The 17,724-nt window shown below is 28.7% G+C and carries 18 protein-coding genes and 2 rRNA genes; 10 read left to right on the top strand and 10 right to left on the bottom strand.

Annotated elements, in window-relative coordinates:
• From BLS00_RS03910 to BLS00_RS03900, 4 genes are all read left to right on the top strand, one after another.
• Positions 1-190, top strand: a 23S ribosomal RNA gene (locus BLS00_RS03910); the annotation flags it as partial.
• 23 nt (positions 191-213) lie between these two features.
• Positions 214-327 (top strand): 5S ribosomal RNA (rrf, locus tag BLS00_RS03905).
• Positions 328-372: 45 nt separating this feature from the next.
• Positions 373-561, top strand: coding sequence for a hypothetical protein (locus tag BLS00_RS10505; RefSeq protein WP_143012938.1), 189 nt, complete (start codon positions 373-375; stop codon positions 559-561).
• Between the two features lie 140 nt (positions 562-701).
• A complete protein-coding gene (locus tag BLS00_RS03900; RefSeq protein WP_091402991.1) occupies positions 702-1,493 on the top strand; it encodes a glycine betaine ABC transporter substrate-binding protein in 792 nt (263 codons plus the stop codon).
• On the opposite strand, the gene ispE is transcribed toward BLS00_RS03900, so the two are convergent.
• Genes ispE through alr form a run of 7 tightly spaced genes read right to left on the bottom strand, consistent with a single transcriptional unit; the run spans position 1,490 to position 8,699 of the window.
• Positions 1,490-2,257, bottom strand: a complete 768-nt coding sequence (ispE, locus tag BLS00_RS03895; protein WP_091402989.1) for a 4-(cytidine 5'-diphospho)-2-C-methyl-D-erythritol kinase — start codon at positions 2,255-2,257, stop codon at positions 1,490-1,492. The two genes, BLS00_RS03900 and ispE, sit on opposite strands and share 4 nt — an antisense overlap.
• Positions 2,247-2,861: an NUDIX domain-containing protein gene (locus tag BLS00_RS03890; RefSeq protein ID WP_091402988.1), complete on the bottom strand. Its 615-nt coding sequence runs from the start codon at positions 2,859-2,861 to the stop codon at positions 2,247-2,249. Before BLS00_RS03890 ends, ispE begins: the two co-directional genes overlap by 11 nt.
• The gene (hslV, locus tag BLS00_RS03885; RefSeq protein WP_091402986.1) at positions 2,862-3,392 is read right to left on the bottom strand and encodes an ATP-dependent protease subunit HslV; all 531 of its coding nucleotides are present in this window, start codon (positions 3,390-3,392) and stop codon (positions 2,862-2,864) included. It abuts the gene before it with no gap.
• A gap of 14 nt (positions 3,393-3,406) precedes the next feature.
• A complete protein-coding gene (locus BLS00_RS03880; RefSeq protein ID WP_091402985.1) occupies positions 3,407-4,291 on the bottom strand; it encodes a D-alanine--D-alanine ligase family protein in 885 nt (294 codons plus the stop codon).
• Positions 4,288-6,549: a type I DNA topoisomerase gene (topA, locus tag BLS00_RS03875; RefSeq protein WP_091402984.1), complete on the bottom strand. Its 2,262-nt coding sequence runs from the start codon at positions 6,547-6,549 to the stop codon at positions 4,288-4,290. The genes BLS00_RS03880 and topA overlap by 4 nt, the downstream gene beginning before the upstream one ends.
• Before the next feature lie 19 nt (positions 6,550-6,568).
• A complete protein-coding gene (locus tag BLS00_RS03870; protein WP_240724338.1) occupies positions 6,569-7,588 on the bottom strand; it encodes a 3'-5' exoribonuclease YhaM family protein in 1,020 nt (339 codons plus the stop codon).
• A complete protein-coding gene (alr, locus tag BLS00_RS03865; protein ID WP_091402982.1) occupies positions 7,581-8,699 on the bottom strand; it encodes an alanine racemase in 1,119 nt (372 codons plus the stop codon). The genes BLS00_RS03870 and alr overlap by 8 nt, the downstream gene beginning before the upstream one ends.
• A 140-nt stretch (positions 8,700-8,839) precedes the next feature.
• Between alr and BLS00_RS03860 the strand changes: the two genes are divergently transcribed.
• Positions 8,840-10,339 (top strand): carboxypeptidase M32, encoded by a 1,500-nt coding sequence (locus BLS00_RS03860; protein WP_176759833.1) that lies wholly within the window; start codon positions 8,840-8,842, stop codon positions 10,337-10,339.
• Between the two features lie 25 nt (positions 10,340-10,364).
• Here the strand turns inward: BLS00_RS03860 and BLS00_RS03855 are convergent, their stop codons facing one another.
• The 3 genes from BLS00_RS03855 to BLS00_RS03845 are packed head-to-tail and all read right to left on the bottom strand — an operon-like array spanning position 10,365 to position 12,816.
• Positions 10,365-10,832 (bottom strand): 23S rRNA (pseudouridine(1915)-N(3))-methyltransferase RlmH, encoded by a 468-nt coding sequence (locus BLS00_RS03855; RefSeq protein WP_091402981.1) that lies wholly within the window; start codon positions 10,830-10,832, stop codon positions 10,365-10,367.
• A complete protein-coding gene (gene ftcD / locus BLS00_RS03850; RefSeq protein WP_091402979.1) occupies positions 10,829-11,707 on the bottom strand; it encodes a glutamate formimidoyltransferase in 879 nt (292 codons plus the stop codon). Before ftcD ends, BLS00_RS03855 begins: the two co-directional genes overlap by 4 nt.
• Before the next feature lie 8 nt (positions 11,708-11,715).
• A complete protein-coding gene (locus BLS00_RS03845; RefSeq protein WP_091402978.1) occupies positions 11,716-12,816 on the bottom strand; it encodes an FtsW/RodA/SpoVE family cell cycle protein in 1,101 nt (366 codons plus the stop codon).
• 185 nt (positions 12,817-13,001) lie between these two features.
• On the opposite strand from BLS00_RS03845, the gene BLS00_RS03840 reads away from it, so the two are divergent.
• From BLS00_RS03840 to fliF, 5 genes are all read left to right on the top strand, one after another.
• Positions 13,002-13,733: a biotin--[acetyl-CoA-carboxylase] ligase gene (locus BLS00_RS03840; protein WP_091402976.1), complete on the top strand. Its 732-nt coding sequence runs from the start codon at positions 13,002-13,004 to the stop codon at positions 13,731-13,733.
• Between the two features lie 12 nt (positions 13,734-13,745).
• Entirely contained in the window at positions 13,746-14,258 is a 513-nt protein-coding gene (gene hpt / locus BLS00_RS03835) for a hypoxanthine phosphoribosyltransferase (protein ID WP_091402975.1), read from the top strand.
• Between the two features lie 14 nt (positions 14,259-14,272).
• On the top strand, positions 14,273-15,106 hold the full coding sequence (locus tag BLS00_RS03830; RefSeq protein WP_091402973.1) for a purine-nucleoside phosphorylase: 834 nt from the start codon (positions 14,273-14,275) through the stop codon (positions 15,104-15,106).
• A gap of 68 nt (positions 15,107-15,174) precedes the next feature.
• Positions 15,175-16,158, top strand: a complete 984-nt coding sequence (locus BLS00_RS03825) for a lytic transglycosylase domain-containing protein (protein ID WP_176759832.1) — start codon at positions 15,175-15,177, stop codon at positions 16,156-16,158.
• 15 nt (positions 16,159-16,173) lie between these two features.
• Positions 16,174-17,718, top strand: a complete 1,545-nt coding sequence (fliF, locus tag BLS00_RS03820; protein WP_091402971.1) for a flagellar basal-body MS-ring/collar protein FliF — start codon at positions 16,174-16,176, stop codon at positions 17,716-17,718.
• Positions 17,719-17,724: the final 6 nt, after the last annotated feature.

Here is a 17,724-nt window from a genome sequence, read left to right as displayed (position 1 = left end):
CAGGAGCTGGGTAGCTAAGTGCGTAACCGATAACCGCTGAAAGCATCTAAGCGGGAAGCGGACCTCGAGATAAGATTTCCCGCTCGAAAGAGTTAAGGGCAGTTCGAGAACAGGACATTGATAGGTCGCAAGTGTAAGTGCAGTGATGTATTGAGCTGAGCGATACTAATAGCCCGAGGCTTTGGACAATTATGCACTAGTGAGTTAGTTATTAGGGGTGAGGATAATGAGATGGGACACACCCAGATCCATTCCGAACCTGGCCGTTAAGCCAACTCATGCCGATGGTAGTACACTTATTGTGTGCAAGAGTAGGTTTCGCCCCTTCAATACTTCAAGAGTCAACCCACAAGGTTGGCTCTTTTTTGTTGTTTGTTGTTTGTTGATAGTTGTTGGTTGTTGGTTGTTGGTAAAAAACAAGTACCTAACTACAAAAAACAGCACCCATCATTAAGAGGGACCCAGTTTACTAACAACGATTTTTCTGAAAGAAAAATCTTAACAACTATCAACAAACAACTAACAACAGAAATCTCTGATTTCTATTCTTCCAACAACTAACAACGAACAACCAACAACTAACAACAGAAATCTCTGATTTCTATTCTTCCATCTGAAAAAGCTTTTAGCTTTTTATTTAATTTAGACTTATTATGTTATAATTGAAATGATTTCAAATTATAACATAAGGAGGTTATTTTATGAATAAAATAATTATTGGAGCAAAACCTTTTAACGAACAGAAAATATTGGTAAATATTATTTCTAAATTATTAGAAATAAAAGGAATTGAATCGGAAGTAAAAGTAAGTGAACCTGTACTTGAAGCTAACTATAATTCTATTAAAAGTGGAGAAATTGATTTTTATATTGAATATTCTGGTACTATATATAATGCTTTATTCAATTTAGAGGAAATGAAAAATTGGGATAATGATTTAGTTTTAGAAAGAGTTTCTAAAAGATTAGAAAAAGATAATATGATGTTATTAACAGATTTAGATTATGAAAGTGGATTTGTAATTACTTCAAAAATAAAAATAGATGATATAAATACTATTTCTGAGTTGTCTAAAAATAGTGAAAAATACATTTTTTCCTGTCCAAAACCATATATTACAAGAAAAGATGGACTTCCTGCATTAAACAGGGCTTATAAATTGAAGTTTAAAGATATTGTTCCATATCAGCCGGATGAAATGTATAAAGCTTTATTAAATGAAGAAGTAGATTTTATCACTGGATTTACTACTGATTCAAGGGTAATTGAGCACGAACTATTTTTAATAGAAGATGACAAAAATGCATTACCGCCTTATGAAGCTATTATTATTGCAAAAAAAGGGTTAGATGATAGCGTGCAAGAAGTATTGAAAGATTTAAAGGGGAAAATAAGTAATGAGATAATCAGAAAACTCAATTATATGTTTGATTTTGAAAATAAAAGTACTGAAGAAATCGCAAATTATTATATAAAAAACATGGTAGATTAATCTACCATGTTTTTTATTGTGAATAGAGTACTTCCAGATCCAGACATTAAACAAAAAGTGTTCTTATTTTCTAACCTATTTTTATTATCGTAAATACTCGGGTTCAAAGGGAATACTACTTGTTCGAAAATATTGAATAAGTTAAATTTTATATTTTTAATGTCTTTATTTTTCAGCGCTTTGTATAAGTCATGAGGATTTCCATTGTGTATTAAACTTGACCAATTTTTGTCTATTAACTTGTACATTTCTCCTGTGTTTATAACTATTCCTTGAGGGTGAATATCTATATCTAAATCTAAAGGTTCAAGATATTCTAAATCTTCTCCAATAGATTTACCTATAGCAGTTCCGTTAAATATCATAAATGGAACATCAGCTCCAACCTTAGCACCTATTTTGATTATATCGCTGTCGCTAATTTGGTATGGTTCTTTTAAAAAACGAAGAACAGCAGCTGCATCTGCTGATCCTCCTCCAAGGCCTCCACCTTGAGGTATATGTTTTTCTAAAGAAATATTAAGGTTAAATTTGAATCCCGTTTCATTTTTAAATGTATCTATGGTTTTTTTTATGATGTTGTTTTTCCAAGGTATGTTGAAATTTTTATTTGATGTAAAGTATTCTTTTTCAGAAAAATTGATGTCTAAAACATCGTGCATTTTAATTGTATTGAAAAGAGTTACTATTTCATGATATCCGTCTTTTTTCTTTCCAACAACATCGAGATATAAATTTATTTTTGCTGGGGCTTTAATTTTCATTTTTTCCCACTATTGGTACTTCTAAAGCTTTTAAAGATACTTTAGTCCAATCTTCCATCTTTGTAGTATCTAATTTAACTATTTCTGAAGGAAGCATCCAATCACTTTCAAAGTTTTCTTTTTCATTTATCTCTGCATCGTTTACTTTTGCAAGAAATAATATGCCCATATGTACTCTGGAAACAGGATTTGAACTATCGTATATAATTCCAATATATTCCAATTTGTTTAATTTGTTGATTATTAATTCTTCGTTAATCTCTCTGTTTAATCCGTTGAAAAATGTCATTTCTGCTGAATATTCTTCTTCATCTACGGGGTTTATATGACCTCCAATTCCTACAGAAATTTTGTCGTGAAGCCTTTTTTCAGACTGATTTTTAGTCCTTTTAACAACTAAAATTTCACCAGTTTCTTTTTGAAATACGACATAAGGAATTAATTGTCTGAGTGTTTCATCATTTTCAACGTCTTCTCTGTTTTTAAAATATGAATTTTCAAAGATTTGTTTGAGGTCTACAAACTTTATTTCATTGAAAGATTTCAAGTTTCCAAAACTTTTTTTAATCAAATCTGTTGGGCACACCCAAACTTTTTCAGACAATTAAATTACCTCCACTGTAATGTTTTGGTTTGTGTATATACATATTTCACCTGCAATTAATAATGATTGTTTTGCCACTTCTTCAGCGTCCATATCAGTATATCTCGTTAAAGCTTTTGCTGCTGCTTGAGCATAAGCTCCTCCGCTACCAATAGCCAAAATATCTTCTTCTGGTTCCATAACTTCGCCATTTCCTGAAATTAATAATAAATGATCTTTATCAGCTACCATAAGCATTGCTTCTAACTTTCTTAATGCTTTGTCCATTCTCCATTCTTTTGTAAGTTCTATAGCTGCTTTTAAAAGATTTCCATTTGAAGCCCTATATTTTCCTTCAAATCTTTCATATAAGGCAAAAGCATCTGCAACAGAACCAGCAAATCCAGAAATAACATTTCCGTCCCCAAGTCTTCTGACTTTTCTTGCGGTTCCTTTGAATATTGTGTCTCCCATTGTTACTTGTCCGTCACCTGCAATTACTGTTTTTCCGTTTTTTCTAACACCAACAATTGTTGTTCCTTCTAATTTCACTTACATCACCTCTATTATTTTATGTGATTATTTATAAAAATATTGATCAATTTATCAAAATTTATTCCGTGAGCGTTTGCAGAAATTGGTAAATCACTCAATTTTGTTAAACCTGGTACTGTGTTAACTTCTAAAACATATATCTTTTCTTCAGATATTATAAAATCTATTCTCAGCATATCTCTAAAACATAAAACTTCTCTTAAAGTAAAAAAAATATTTTCAATTTGCTTTTTATAATTTTTATGAACTTCGTGGTTTATAGTTAATTTTGCCTTTCCTTCAGTATATTTTGCATTATAATCATAGAACTCATTTTTTGGTATTATTTCTAATAAAGGTAGAATTATGAATTCCCCAGATTTCTCTATTATAGAAAGTGTGAATTCTCTTCCTTTGACATATTTTTGTATTAAGGTGTCGCCAAACGTATCTATATTTATTTTGAGATATTTTTTATAATTACTTTGATCATGGATTATGTATATGCCTTTACTTGAACCACCTCTTCTTGGTTTTAATATTAAAGGAAAATCAAATGGTGGATTTATATATTTATCTGTTTTTATCATTTTGGGAATATTCAATTTTTCAAAAAAAATGTTGTAAAAAAGGTATTTATCGAAACATATGTTGCAAGTTTCTGATGGAGATGATGTGTATTTTTTGTCAAATATATCTAGATATCCTTGTAATTTTCCATCTTCACCAAATTCACCGTGTACTATATTCAAAATAAGATCTTTGTTTATGATCTTTTCATGAAGTTGTATATCATTACTTTCAAATTTTTCATAATTATATCCTAAATTTTTTAAAGACTTTTCAACATTTTCAAGACTTTTTATAGAAATTTCTTTTTCATTGGAGTTTCCTCCATAGATGACCCCTATTTTCAATCTTCTTCTATCTCCTCTTTATCATAGAATGTTTTTGTTTTAGGATTGTATAATTTTTCTTCTCTTTGTTTATAATAATAGAATAATGGATCTCCAGTTTCTGGATCGTTGAAACCAGATGGTTCATTCCAGAACATCTCTCCACAATCTTTGTTTGTACACTTAAAGTATATTTTACCTCTTTTGCTTTTCATTTTTCCAACTTCTGAACCACAAACAGGGCAATTGCCTCTTGCAGGAACTGATTTAGTGAATTTACAGTCAGGATAGTTAGAACATGCTATAAATTCTCCAAACCTACCTTTTTTGAGTACCAATTCAGAACCACATTTAGGACATTTTTCACCTATTTCAACATTATTATTCTCTTTGAAATCTTTCAAAAATTCTGATATGTACAATTTATCATTCAGAGTTATTCCATAAGCATAGAAAGGTATTTTTTGGGTTTCCTTACAATCTTTTTCTTCACAAGACAAGTAAAAGCCATATCTTCCAAAATTTAGTTTCATTTGTCTATCACATTTTGAGCATTTAACATCACTCATGTAGTTTATGTCTAATTTATCTTCTTTTATTTTCTTTTCAGCATTCTCAAAAAAGTTTTCAAAGTTAGAATAAAATTCATTCAATACTTTTTTAGAATTATTTTCACCTTCTTCTATTTCATCTAAATCTTTTTCCATTCTTGCTGTAAAATTGATATCCACTATTTCCGGAAAGTTATTTTCTAAAAAGTCATTTACAATGAATCCAGCAATGGTTGGCCTTAAATATTTTTTTTCAAATTTATTCACATATTTTCGGGTTAACAAAGTACTTATTATTGTTGAATATGTTGATGGCCTTCCAACACCATTTGACTCTAATTCTTTAACTAATGTAGCTTCAGAAAATCTTGAAGGAGGAGTAGTTTCTTTTTGCTCTGTTTTTAAATGTTTTTTATCAACTTTTTCAGCTTCTTGCATTTCAAATTCGATCTCCGAATTTCCATAATTCCAAAATTTTTCAAATCCATCAAAAATTCTTTTTTTGGATGTGATTTCAAAATCATATTTTTTATCTTCATCTGATATTATATATTTTGTCTCATCATAGATTGAGGCTGATGTTTGAGATGCCATAAACCTACTCCAAATGAGCTTATAAAGTTTTAAATAGTCTCCTTTTAAAAGACTTTTTGCTTTGTTTTCATCAATAAAAATATTTGTAGGCCTTATTGCCTCATGCGCATCTTGGGTTTTTTGTTTAGATTTTTTTTGCGTATATTTCCCTGAATATTTTTCTCCATAATTATCTTTTAAATACTTTTTTGCACTATTTTGTGCTTCATCGGATATTCTTGTGGAATCTGTTCTCATATATGTTATAAATGCTATTTGACCATCAGAAGTATCAATACCTTCATATAATTTCTGAGCTATTTGCATAGTTTTTTTAGAAGTCCAACCAAGATAGTTAATAGCAGCTTGTTGCAGTGTGCTGGTTATAAAAGGGGATGGTTGTTTTCTTTTATTTTTTTTAGATGTGGTTTGGTTTAAAGAAATTTCTCTTTTTTTCAAATAATTTAAGATTTCATCTTTTTTTTCTTTGTCTATATTTTCTTGTTTTAACCTTTTTCCATTTTCCCTTACGAGTGGAATCTTTTGGTTTTTATAATCAAGAAAGATTTTGAAAAATTCTTTTGGTTTAAATTTGAATATCTCTCTTTCCCTGTCTATCATAACTTTTAATGCAGCAGACTGAACTCTACCCGCACTAGTCTTATAATTTTTCAAAACTTTCCAAACTAAAGGGCTTACTTTATAACCAACAATTCTGTCAAGTATTCTTCTTGCTAATTGCGCATCAACTTTTTTTAGATCAATTTTTTGAGGTTCATTAATAGATTTATTGATAGTGCTTTTGGTTATTTCAGTAAAAATGATTCTATTATTTTCCTTTTCGTCAAGTTTTAAAATATTAGCTAAATGCCAAGCTATGGCTTCTCCTTCTCTATCCATATCCGCTGCAAGTAAAACTTTTTTATTTTTAACTTTTTTCTTTATTTCGGTAATGACCGTCTTTTTCCCTGGCATAATTTCAAATTCTGGGTCAAAATTATTTTCTATATCTACTCCAAAAGATTTTTTTGGTAAATCACGAATATGTCCTTTTGAGGCAATAACCTCATAGTCTTTTCCTAAATATCTTTCAATCGTTTTAGCTTTAGCAGGTGATTCAACTATTACTACATATTTTGATTTTTTTGTTGGCATTAAATAATCCTCCTAACTGTTAAATTTTAAATTTTCTTCCAAGTCTTTTTTCAAAATTTGTCCATTTTGAGTCTGGATTTTCATTTATTGTATCTTTGATTGTTTGATCTATTTGAACCAATTTTGAGTCAATATTATCTGCAAAGTGTATTATCATAGCTTCCATAGTTTTAGGTAATACTGGTGATCCATATTCTATTTCTCCATGATGAGATAGTATAATGTGATATATATGGTTTTTGATATCTTCATTAACTGTGCTCAAAAAGGGTTCTAAAAGGGTTATACCTATATTCATGTGGCCTATCATTTCTCCAAGGTCAGTTTTATCTATTCCAGATTTTGTTATTTTATATTCTTTTATTTTCCCTATATCATGTAATAATGATCCAGCAATTAGTATATCTTTATTTAAATTATAATCATAATTTTCACAAATTTTTAAAGAAATATTTAATACGCTCAAAGAGTGTTCTAAAAGTCCATGTTTATAAGCATGATGTATAGACATTGCGGCAGGTGAATTCTTATAAGAGTTAGATAAATTAGAATCAAAAAAAATAGTATTTAAAGAGTTTTTCAATTCTTCAATATTTATCATATCTATATATTTTTTTAACTTATTGATAAGTTGGTTACTATCTAATTTGCTTTCAACTAAAAATTTGTTTTCTTCTATATCTTCATAAGGAACTTTTTCAACTGCATCAGTATTTTTGTCAATATTTATTTGAAGCCTTGAATCAAAAACTACTATTTTTCCTCTAATTTTTATAATATCACCAAGATTTATCTTTTCATTTTTTTCTGGGTTAAACCAATCAATTCCTCTTAAGGAACCTGTTTTATCAGCTATTGTAAGCAATAAAAAATTTTTACCATCTTTTGTATTTTGAATTCTTTTACTGATAAGCTTACCTTGTATTTCAACAAATGTTCCGGGTTCTAATTCATTAATAAAATTTATTTTTTCATAAATAAAATCGTTGCTATTAGAATTATTAAGCATTTCACCTAATGACATTCCCTCATTATTCAAAGTAAGAACCTCCCTTTATAAATACTCTTGGTACTCTACTGCTTACACCACAAGTAATCTCATAGTTAAGTGTATTAGCAAGATTTGCCAAATGTTCAGCAGATGGCTTTTTTCCAAAAAGAATCACTTCATCTCCAACCATTATATCATCATCTTTTATTTCTATAACAATTTGATCCATAGAAACATTTCCTATGACTTTATATAATTTGTTTTTGATTAGAACATGTGATTTGTTAGATAAAATTCTTGGATACCCATCAGCATATCCTATTGGAATTATAGCTGTCTTAGAATTCTTATCTATTATGTGGGTTCTTCCATAACCTATTGTATCACCCTTTTTGCAGGTGTTTATTTTTGCAACAATACTTTTTAATTCCATAACAGGTTTTATGTTTTCATCTTTTTTTATATTTGAAGGTTGTAAACCAAAACTTGCGATTCCAGGTCTAACTATATCTAAACTTCTTTCCGGATAATAAAGACAGGCAGCAGAATTAGACATGTGTTTGAATTTATATTCTATTTCTCTATCTTTAAAAATTTTTATAATTCTTAAAAAATTGTTATATTGATAATCTACATAGTCATCTAAACTATCGGCTGTAGCGTAATGAGAATATATACCTTCTATATTTATATTTTTGTTTTTTATTATAGCTATTATATTTTCAATTTCATTTTCTTGAATACCTATTCTGTTAATGCCAGTGTTAAAATTTAAATGAAATTTAAATTTATTAATTTCTTCTCCTAATTCGCTGATCAGAGTTTTCAAATTGTTTAACGAATGAATTGTAGGGATTAAAAAATCACTAAAATAAGTGTATCTTTTTAGTGATTTAGGGTTTATGTAGTTAAATATTAAAATAGGTTTTTTTATATCATTATTTATCAAATCTAATGCTTCTTCCAAAAAAGCAACAGCGAACCTTTTGTATCCTTCTTTTACAGCACATTTTGCAAGGGTAATTTTATTGTGCCCATAAGCATCAGCCTTTAAAACAGGCATAACCTCAGTGTTTGTTTTCTTAGAAATATATTCTAAATTGTGAAGATAATTGTCAATATTAATTTCTGCGTAAGTGCTTCTCGAGTTTTTAAGCATGGTATCCCTCCTATTTTTTCATTCGTATACATTATATACTAAAAAAGAATATTAATAAATAAACAAATTGAAAAAATATTTATTATTGAATTAATCAATGTGTTATAATAATTTTATAATTAATGTTAGGGGGTAGAAAAATGGGTTATATAGAAAAACTAAAAGAAAAATTAAAAGACATTTCTAAGTATCATCAAATAATGTCATTAATGCATTGGGATCTTGAAACTGGTGCTCCAGAAAGAAGTTTTGAGTATGCCTCTAATACATTAGGGGAATTATCTGGTAAAATTTATAGGATGGAGACCTCTGAAGAGATGGGAGATTTAATTAATAAATTAACTCAAAAAAATGAATATGATAATTTATCTGAAAATGACAAGAGGATTGTAGATTTGGTAAAAAAGGATTATGAAAGATATAGAAAATTGCCTGAAGAATTTGTTAAAGATTTAACAAAAACAACATCTAATGCTCAAAAGTATTGGGTAGAGGCAAGGAAAAATAATGATTTTTCTATATTTCAACCATACTTAGAGAAGATAGTAAAGATGAGTATTCAACAAGCAGAATATTTAGGATATGATGGCAACAGATATGATGCATTGTTAGATATGTATGAACCTGGAATGAAAACAAAAGAATTAAAAGGAATTATTGAAGATTTAAAAATAAGATTAGTAGATTTTGTAAATGATTTAACTGAAAAAGGTACAAAACCTGAAGAAGACTTTCTTTTTGAAAAGTATGATTTAAACAAGCAAAAAGAAATATCTATAAAAGTTCTTGAACTTATGAGTTATAATTTCAAAGCTGGAAGACTAGATGTTGCAGCACATCCTTTTACAATAAGAATCAATCCAGGTGATGTGAGAATAACAACAAGATATCAAGAAAAGGATATTAGGGATTCATTTTTCTCCACTGTGCATGAAGGAGGACATGCTTTATATGAGCAAGGCATTTCAAATGAATTTGTCGATACACCTTTATATGATGGGGCTTCTATGGGAATTCATGAATCTCAGTCCAGATTTTGGGAGAATATTTTAGGAAGAAGTTATGATTTTTGGAAATATTTTTATCCGGAAATGCAAAAAACTTTTGATCAATTAAAAGATGTCTCAGTAGAGGATTTTTATAAAGCAATAAATATTGTTGAAAAATCTCTTATACGAGTCGATGCAGATGAAGTTACATATAATTTACATGTTATGCTAAGATTTGAAATAGAAGAAGCTCTTATAAACGAAAGAATAAAAGTGGAGGATTTACCAAAAATATGGAATGAAAAGATGAAAGAGTATTTAGATATTGTACCAGAAAATGATTCTGTGGGTGTATTGCAAGATGTACATTGGGCTCATGGGAGTTTTGGTTATTTCCCTTCATATATGCTTGGAAACTTATTTTCTGCTCAATTTTATCACAAGATGAAAGAAGAAATCCCAGATTACGATAAAATGATAAGAAGGGGCGATTTTTCTTCTATATTGAATTGGTTAAGAAGCAATATACACAAGCACGGTAAAAAATATGAACCTAACGAACTATTGAGAAAAGTTACTGGTGAAAAATTAAATGTAGATTATTTTATGGATTATTTAAAAGAAAAATATTCAAAAGTATACAAACTATAAATTAAGAGGCAGCTTAAACTGCCTCTTAATAATGATATTTTTCGTTATTTAATATTTTATTTGCCCTATATATTTGTTCTGAAATCAGTAAAACTGCCATTTCGTGGGTAAAAGTCATTGTAGATAATGATAAGGTAAAATCTGAATACTTGTAAATATCTTCACTATGGCCAAGAGGGCCACCGATAATAAAGTTTATGTCTTTTCTGTTATAAGTTTTGAAATTTTCAATTTTATTTGAAAAATCAACTGAATCGATTAATTTTCCTCTTTCATCTAAAATTATGTTCGTTGAATTAGATAAATATTTCTTATAATTTTGAAAATCCTTTTGTTTATAATCTTTATCACTAATTTTCCCAAGATTTTTAGTTAGAGGCAGACAAACATAATCTATGTTAAAAAACCTTTCATTCCATTTTTTATACTGATCAATGCCTTTTTTTATAAACTTTGTTTTTATATCCCCTGTGTAAATAATTCTAAACTTCATAAGCTTTTAATAATCATTTCTTCAATAGTTTTAGCATTTTCAATCTTTGAACCAGTAATCTGTCCAAAAGCATTAACTAAAATTGAAGAGGTTAATGGTGTAGGAATTTCTATTTTTTCAAGTTCACATTCAAAATGTTCTATTATTTTTCTTATGTTGAAGTAAAGATCAATTAAATTGACATCATTTACAGATGCATTTACAGAAATAACATATTTTTTATCTGATTTTTTATCCAAGAAGAATGAACCCGGTATTTCCATAATTAACTCTCTTCTGATTTGTTCTGCAAACCATCTGTTTTTTGAATTTATATAAAAATCAAGATTAATTAGAAAATCTCGAACACCAACTATAGTAGCTCCAGACTTTGGGTGGGGTTTATCTGGTCCGTAATCGGGTTTCCAGTTTTCGTCTTTCATTTTTTCCTTTAATGATTCAAATCCTCCCTTTCTTATATAGCTTATATGTTTTCTGATATTTTTATTAGTAGATTTTTCATAAGAATAAATTGGGATATTTAAGTCATTAGAAATTCTTTTTGACAATCTATCCGCAATTTCACTTGCTTCTTTTTCAGAAACATCCATAATTGGAATAAGAGGTATTACATCTACAGCTCCGATCCTTGGATGCTCTCCTTTATGCTTATTTAAATCAATATTATTAGAACAAAACTCTGTTAAATCAAACAAAAAGTTTTCAACACATATAGGTTTACCAGCAATAGAAAGCATAGTTCTATTATAATATTCATCCATGTTTGTACTTAAAATCCAAATGTTGTCATACTTTTCTGCTAATTTAACTATTTCATCTATAAGTTCTTTATTTCTTCCTTCAGAAATATTAGGTACAGCTCCCAATAACTTCATTAAAAAACTCACCTCTTTAAATTTTTGTTTAACATCATCCCTTTTACAGCTAACCCAAGAAGCAATGAATAAGTAATGATAGTGCTACCCCCATTAGAAATCATTGGTAATGGGATGCCAGTAACAGGCATTATTCCAAGATTCATACCAATGTTTTCAAAAACATGAAAAAAAATCAAAAAACTAGCCCCTGCGTAAAAGTATTTCCAAAAAATATCATAACTCATTTTATAACCTCTATACAATCTCCATATTATCAAAAAATACGTAAATATTATAGAAAAAATGCCAATAAATCCAAATTCTTCCCCAATTACTGAAATAATAAAATCAGTATGATCTTCAGGCACAAAATTACCCAAATTCATATATCCGTTCATATAACCAGTCCCAGTAATCCCTCCTGAAGCAATTGCTCTAATCGACTGAGTGGTATTATATGAAAAATCGGAATAAAGATTTGGAAACATAAATCCAATTATTCTTCCTCTTTGATAGTCCTCCATAATTAAAAAAGCTAAAGGTGCTAAAGCTGCTCCCAAAAAAAGTATAATTCTCCATAGGACTTCAAACTTACCACTCAAGAAAGTGAAAACAAACCAAATCATAATTATGATTAGTGTTGTACCTAAGTCTGGTTCTAAGTATATAAGTCCAGCAGACATAATAGTGATTAAAGAAACAAGATAGTAATTTGTTTTTGAATTATCTGATAAAACTTTTGATAAATATAGAATTAATGATAATTTAAAAAATTCTGATGGTTGAATTCCAAAGGTTCCAATGTTGAGCCATCTTCGTGCACCTTTTGTTTCATCTCCAATTATCAATACGGCTATTAAAAGGAAAAATAATACAAAGAATAAAGTTGGGATAAGAGTTTTTATGGTTCTTTCTGGAAGAAATAAAATAATAAAAAAAGAAATTGATCCAATAATATAAAAAAATAATTGTCTTTGCTCAGTACCTTCTAAATATGAATTAAGTGTAGATGATTTAACTGCAAAGTATCCTATAACCATTAACAAAACAAATAGTATAGTTAAAATATATTCAAAACGTACAAACCTTTCTCTTGTTTTAACATTTTCTATTTTTAATAAAGACATGGGACTCTCCTTTCTATACTTAAATCAGATTATATTATATCATTTTAAAGTAATATTGAATAGAATGAAAATTTATTATTATGGTATACCAATAAAAATTAATTTTATATAAATATATTCAAGATTATAAAATGATTATGTTATAATTTATATAAAAAAAGCTACAAGTAAAAAAGGGTGTTCATATGATAGGAGACCGAACAATTGAATTATACACTGTTGATTCAACTAATGCTTATTTAAAAAGGAATTATAAAAATTTTCCTTCAGAAACAGTGGTAGTTGCAAAAAAGCAAACTGAAGGTTATGGAAGAAGAGGAAATTATTGGTATTCAGATAAAGGTGGTTTATGGTATTCAGTTTTGTTTAAACCTTCAAAAAGACCTATGAATCCATGGCATTATGTTAGAATTTTTTCGCTTTCTATTTATGATGTTTTGACTAAATATAACATAAAGGCAAAGATTAAATGGCCAAATGATATATTGGTTGATGACAAAAAAATTTGTGGAATTGCTTCTGAAGGTATTATAAAAAGTAAAAAACCGGAAGCTATTATTGTTGGCGTAGGGATGAATGTTAACAATGAAATTCCATATGAATTAAGAGATATAGCAGTATCATTGAAAGAATTAATAGGTAGAGAAGCTAAATTAGAAAAATTATTATATGAAATAAATCACAGGGCTTATAATTCGTATTATATAAAGTATTTAAAAGATAAATCAGTATCAATTATCACAAAAAAATGGTTGGAAAGGTTAAACATAAAAAAGGGGGATATTGTAAGCGTAAAATTTAATGATTCAACAGAAACAGCTCGAGTGATAGAAATAACTCCAGATTATGTTTTAATTAAAGATAAAAATAACAATGAAAAAAAATTATATGCAGGAGACATAAGTTTACAGAAATAAGGGAGGTATAAAATGGCTATAAAAACTCTAATATCTGAAGAAGAGTTAAATTTAAAGGTGAAAGAACTTGGGGAAAAAATAACTGATCACTATAAAGATAAAACTGATGAAATAGTTGCTTTATGCGTTTTGAAGGGTTCTATTAACTTTTATTCTGATTTAGTGAAAAGAATAGATATGAATGTACTATATAATTTCATTCAAGTATCTAGTTATTCTGGAACTAATACTACTGGTAGAATTAAAGTAAAAAGTTGGGTTGAAGAATCTTTAGAAGGAAAACATGTGATAATTGTTGAAGATGTAGTAGACACAGGAAATACTCTAAAATATATAATTAAATATTTGGAGAGACAAAATCCAGCGTCCATAGAAATAGCTTCAATAGTTGTAAAAAATGTTCATCCTCACGGGATAAATGTGAAATTTCCGGGTTTTGACATAGGCGATTATTTTATAATAGGCTATGGTTTAGACTATGATGAAAAATATAGAAATCTCCCTTACATAGGATATATAGAATAAAAGGAGGAATAAAAATGTCTTATAAAATGAAAGAATATGTAGAAAAAGTTAAAGAAGCTGCAGAATTTTTAAAAGGAAAAGTTAATATTGAGCCTGAAATTGCTATAGTATTAGGAAGTGGTTTACAAGGTATAGCAGATTCTTTGACAGATTCAAAATCAATTGGTTATAATGAAATTCCAAATTTCCCAGTTTCAACAGCACCTGGTCATAAAGGAGAACTTATTTTTGGTAAGATGAAAAACAAAAATGTTATGCTGATGAATGGGAGATTTCATTACTATGAAGGATACACAATGAAAGAAGTTACATTTCCCACAAGAGTAATGCAAGAATTAGGAATAAAAACTTTCATTGTTACTAATGCAGCTGGTGGTATGAATCCTAATTTTGAAAAAGGTAAACCTTGTTTAATAACTGATCAAATTAATTTTATGGGAGACAACCCTTTGTTAGGTGAAAACAATGAAGAATGGGGACCAAGATTTCCAGATATGAGTGAAGTTTACTCAAAAAGATTGATCGACTTAGCCATTAAATCAGCAAAAAAAATTGGAGAACCTATATTTACTGGTGTGTACCTTGGAATATCAGGTCCCACTTTTGAAACGCCTGCAGAATTAAGGATGATGAGAAATTTTGGAGCTGATTTAGTTGGAATGTCAACAGTTCCAGAAGTGATCGTTGCTAGACATGCAGGAATGGAAATATTAGGATTTTCAGCTATAACTGATATGGCAATTGCAGAAGGATTAGAAGAAGTTACAGCTGAAGATGTTATTTCAGTAGCAAATAGGACAGGGGAAAAAATAGCTTCAATTATAATGGAATTAATAGATGATATATAATTTTTATAAATTCATGATACAATAGAAAAATTCTATTGTATCTTGTTTTTGTTATGGAGGGTACTATGATGAAAAAGACGTTCATCATCATTTTTATGCTTCTCATTTCTTTAAACATATTTGCTGAAATAAATCAATACAACCGTTTATTTTTAAAGCCAGGGGCTTATTTTGATTATACTTTTAACACAGATAAAAATTTACACTTAGAGTTAGGTATGGTAGATAAATATCAAGTTATGGAATCAAAGGATATTTTAAAAACAGTTTGGTCTCAAGAGAGAGATTTAATTGGAGGTCAACTGCAAGTGGAATCAAATTATTACACCCATGCGATTTCTTCATCGAATGCTATTGGTTTGCTTCAAATGAAATATATGACAGCAGAAGACCTATACGTATACAATCTTTTTGATCCATATGATAATTTAAAAGGGGCTTTAGAATATCATGGATATTTGAGAAGAATTTTTGGTGAAGAAAAAAAACAAATTGCTGCTTATCATGATGGGCCCGGAACAATTAAAAATAAGGGAATGACTGATTCTGGAGAATTATACTATTTAAAAGTAAAAAAAGCTCAAGAAAATTATCAAAATACAGGTATTTATTCACCGCAAGTTTATGGGGTTTCAATTGATTTTATAGGTAATGAACTGAAAACAGATTTCTATTATAATATAGCATATAGAAAAATGGAATTATACACATCTCTAAACACAAATATTATTAAAAATGATGGTATAATAAAAAGTGAAATGAATTTAGACTACTCGTTTTTATATTATCCGAGGACAAATTTTGCTTATGGATTGAATAATTTTAACGGTGTGATAAGGTTAGGTCTTCCATGGGAATATTTTGTAATAAAATTTAATAATGAAAATCAACTATATTTTCAAAAAAAATTGGGAGATTATTTTATATTCAAAATGGATATAAAAAATAATTCTGCATATTTTGGTGCAGGTTTTCTTATTTCCAATATAAAGAGTTTTGTTGGTTATGAATTATTTAATAAAACTATATCTTTTGAGTTACAAATTTATTGAGAGGGGTTAATTTAAATGGGTGAAATTATTGAAAGAATACAGAAATGGTGGAATAACCAAGATAAAAATAGAAAAACTATCTATATTTCGATAGCTTCTGCCATATTACTTATTATTATTATCACAGTTATTCTTTCAACAAGAATAACTTATAAATTTTTGATGGGTGGTGTAACTGAGGCAAATGGTGGTAGAATAATAAATACACTTGAAGAAATGGGAATAAAATATAATGTAAATCCTAATGGATCAATTTATGTAGATTATGGTAATGTTCAAGAATTGAGAATGAGATTGGCTACTCAAGGGGTTCTTGGGGGAACTAATCAAGGTTATGAACTTCTTCAAAATCAAGGGTTTGGAGCAACCAGTTATGACAAGCAAGTAAATTATCAAATTGCCTTAGAGGGAGAATTATCTAATACTATTTCTTCTATGTCAGGTGTAGAATATGCTAAAGTACATTTAGTTATTCCACCGAGAACATATTATCAAGTAGATGAAAACTCAATTGCAAAAGCTTCTGTTCTCCTAATGCTGGAAAATGGTTATACTATGAAGAAAGAACAAGTAAAAGGAATAGTTAATTTTTTAACAGGTTCTGTTCAAGGACTGACTCAAGAAAATGTAAAAGTTGTAGACAATTTTTCTAACAACCTAACAGATCAATTGAGTAATTCTGAAATTGGTAGTGCCGACTCCAAATTTCAATTAAAAGCGGAAATAGAAGAATATTACTCAAAAAAAGTTGAGCAAAATTTGCAATCAGTTTTTGGTTTAGGAAATGTTGTTGTTATTTCTGAAATAAATTTGAATTGGGAAAAATTAGAAGAAGAAGCAAGAACAGTTGAGCCTGTGGTTGATGAAAATGGAATAGTATTGTCAGAACAAACTCAAACAGAGAGTTCTTCTTCAGGTAGCAGCGGGGCTGCGCCTGGGACTACATCAAATATACCTCCTTTTACATATGAAACTCAAGAAAGTACAGGACAATTTTATAGTAGTAGTAACACTATTAGAAACTACGATGTTAACGAAATATACAAAAAAACTGTCCAAGATAAATCTGGAGATATTTCTGATAAAAGCATAACAGTTTTTATAGATTTTGCAAATGCAAATATTACCGAAACAGATGAATTGAGAGCTCAAATCAATAAAGCTGTTTCAACAGCAGTTGGTACAACAGATCAAAATATAACAATACTTTCTATGGCTTTTAACAGGACGGCAGAAACTCAAAGAGCTCAATATCAAGAACAATTAGATCAAAGAAATAGAAGAATAATAATGATAATAACAATAATAATATCAGTGGTAGTAATTACTTTCTTATTATATGTTTTCACTAGAATTCTTAAAAGAAGAAGAACATACAAGTTCATTGAAGAAAGAAAGAAAAAACTTGAAGATCGTGTACAAGAATTTGTTTCTGAGAGTGAAGAAGAAGTTGAAGAGTATACACCTTCACAAGAAGCTCAAAGAAGATTGGAAGACATAGTGGAAAAAAGACCGGATGATGTGGCTGAGATAATAAAATTATGGTTAAACTCCAAGTAAGGAGAG

Origin of the sequence: Geotoga petraea (genome assembly GCF_900102615.1) — a bacterium.
Taxonomy (GTDB): domain Bacteria; phylum Thermotogota; class Thermotogae; order Petrotogales; family Petrotogaceae; genus Geotoga; species Geotoga petraea.
This window is presented reverse-complemented; position numbering and strand designations above follow the sequence as displayed.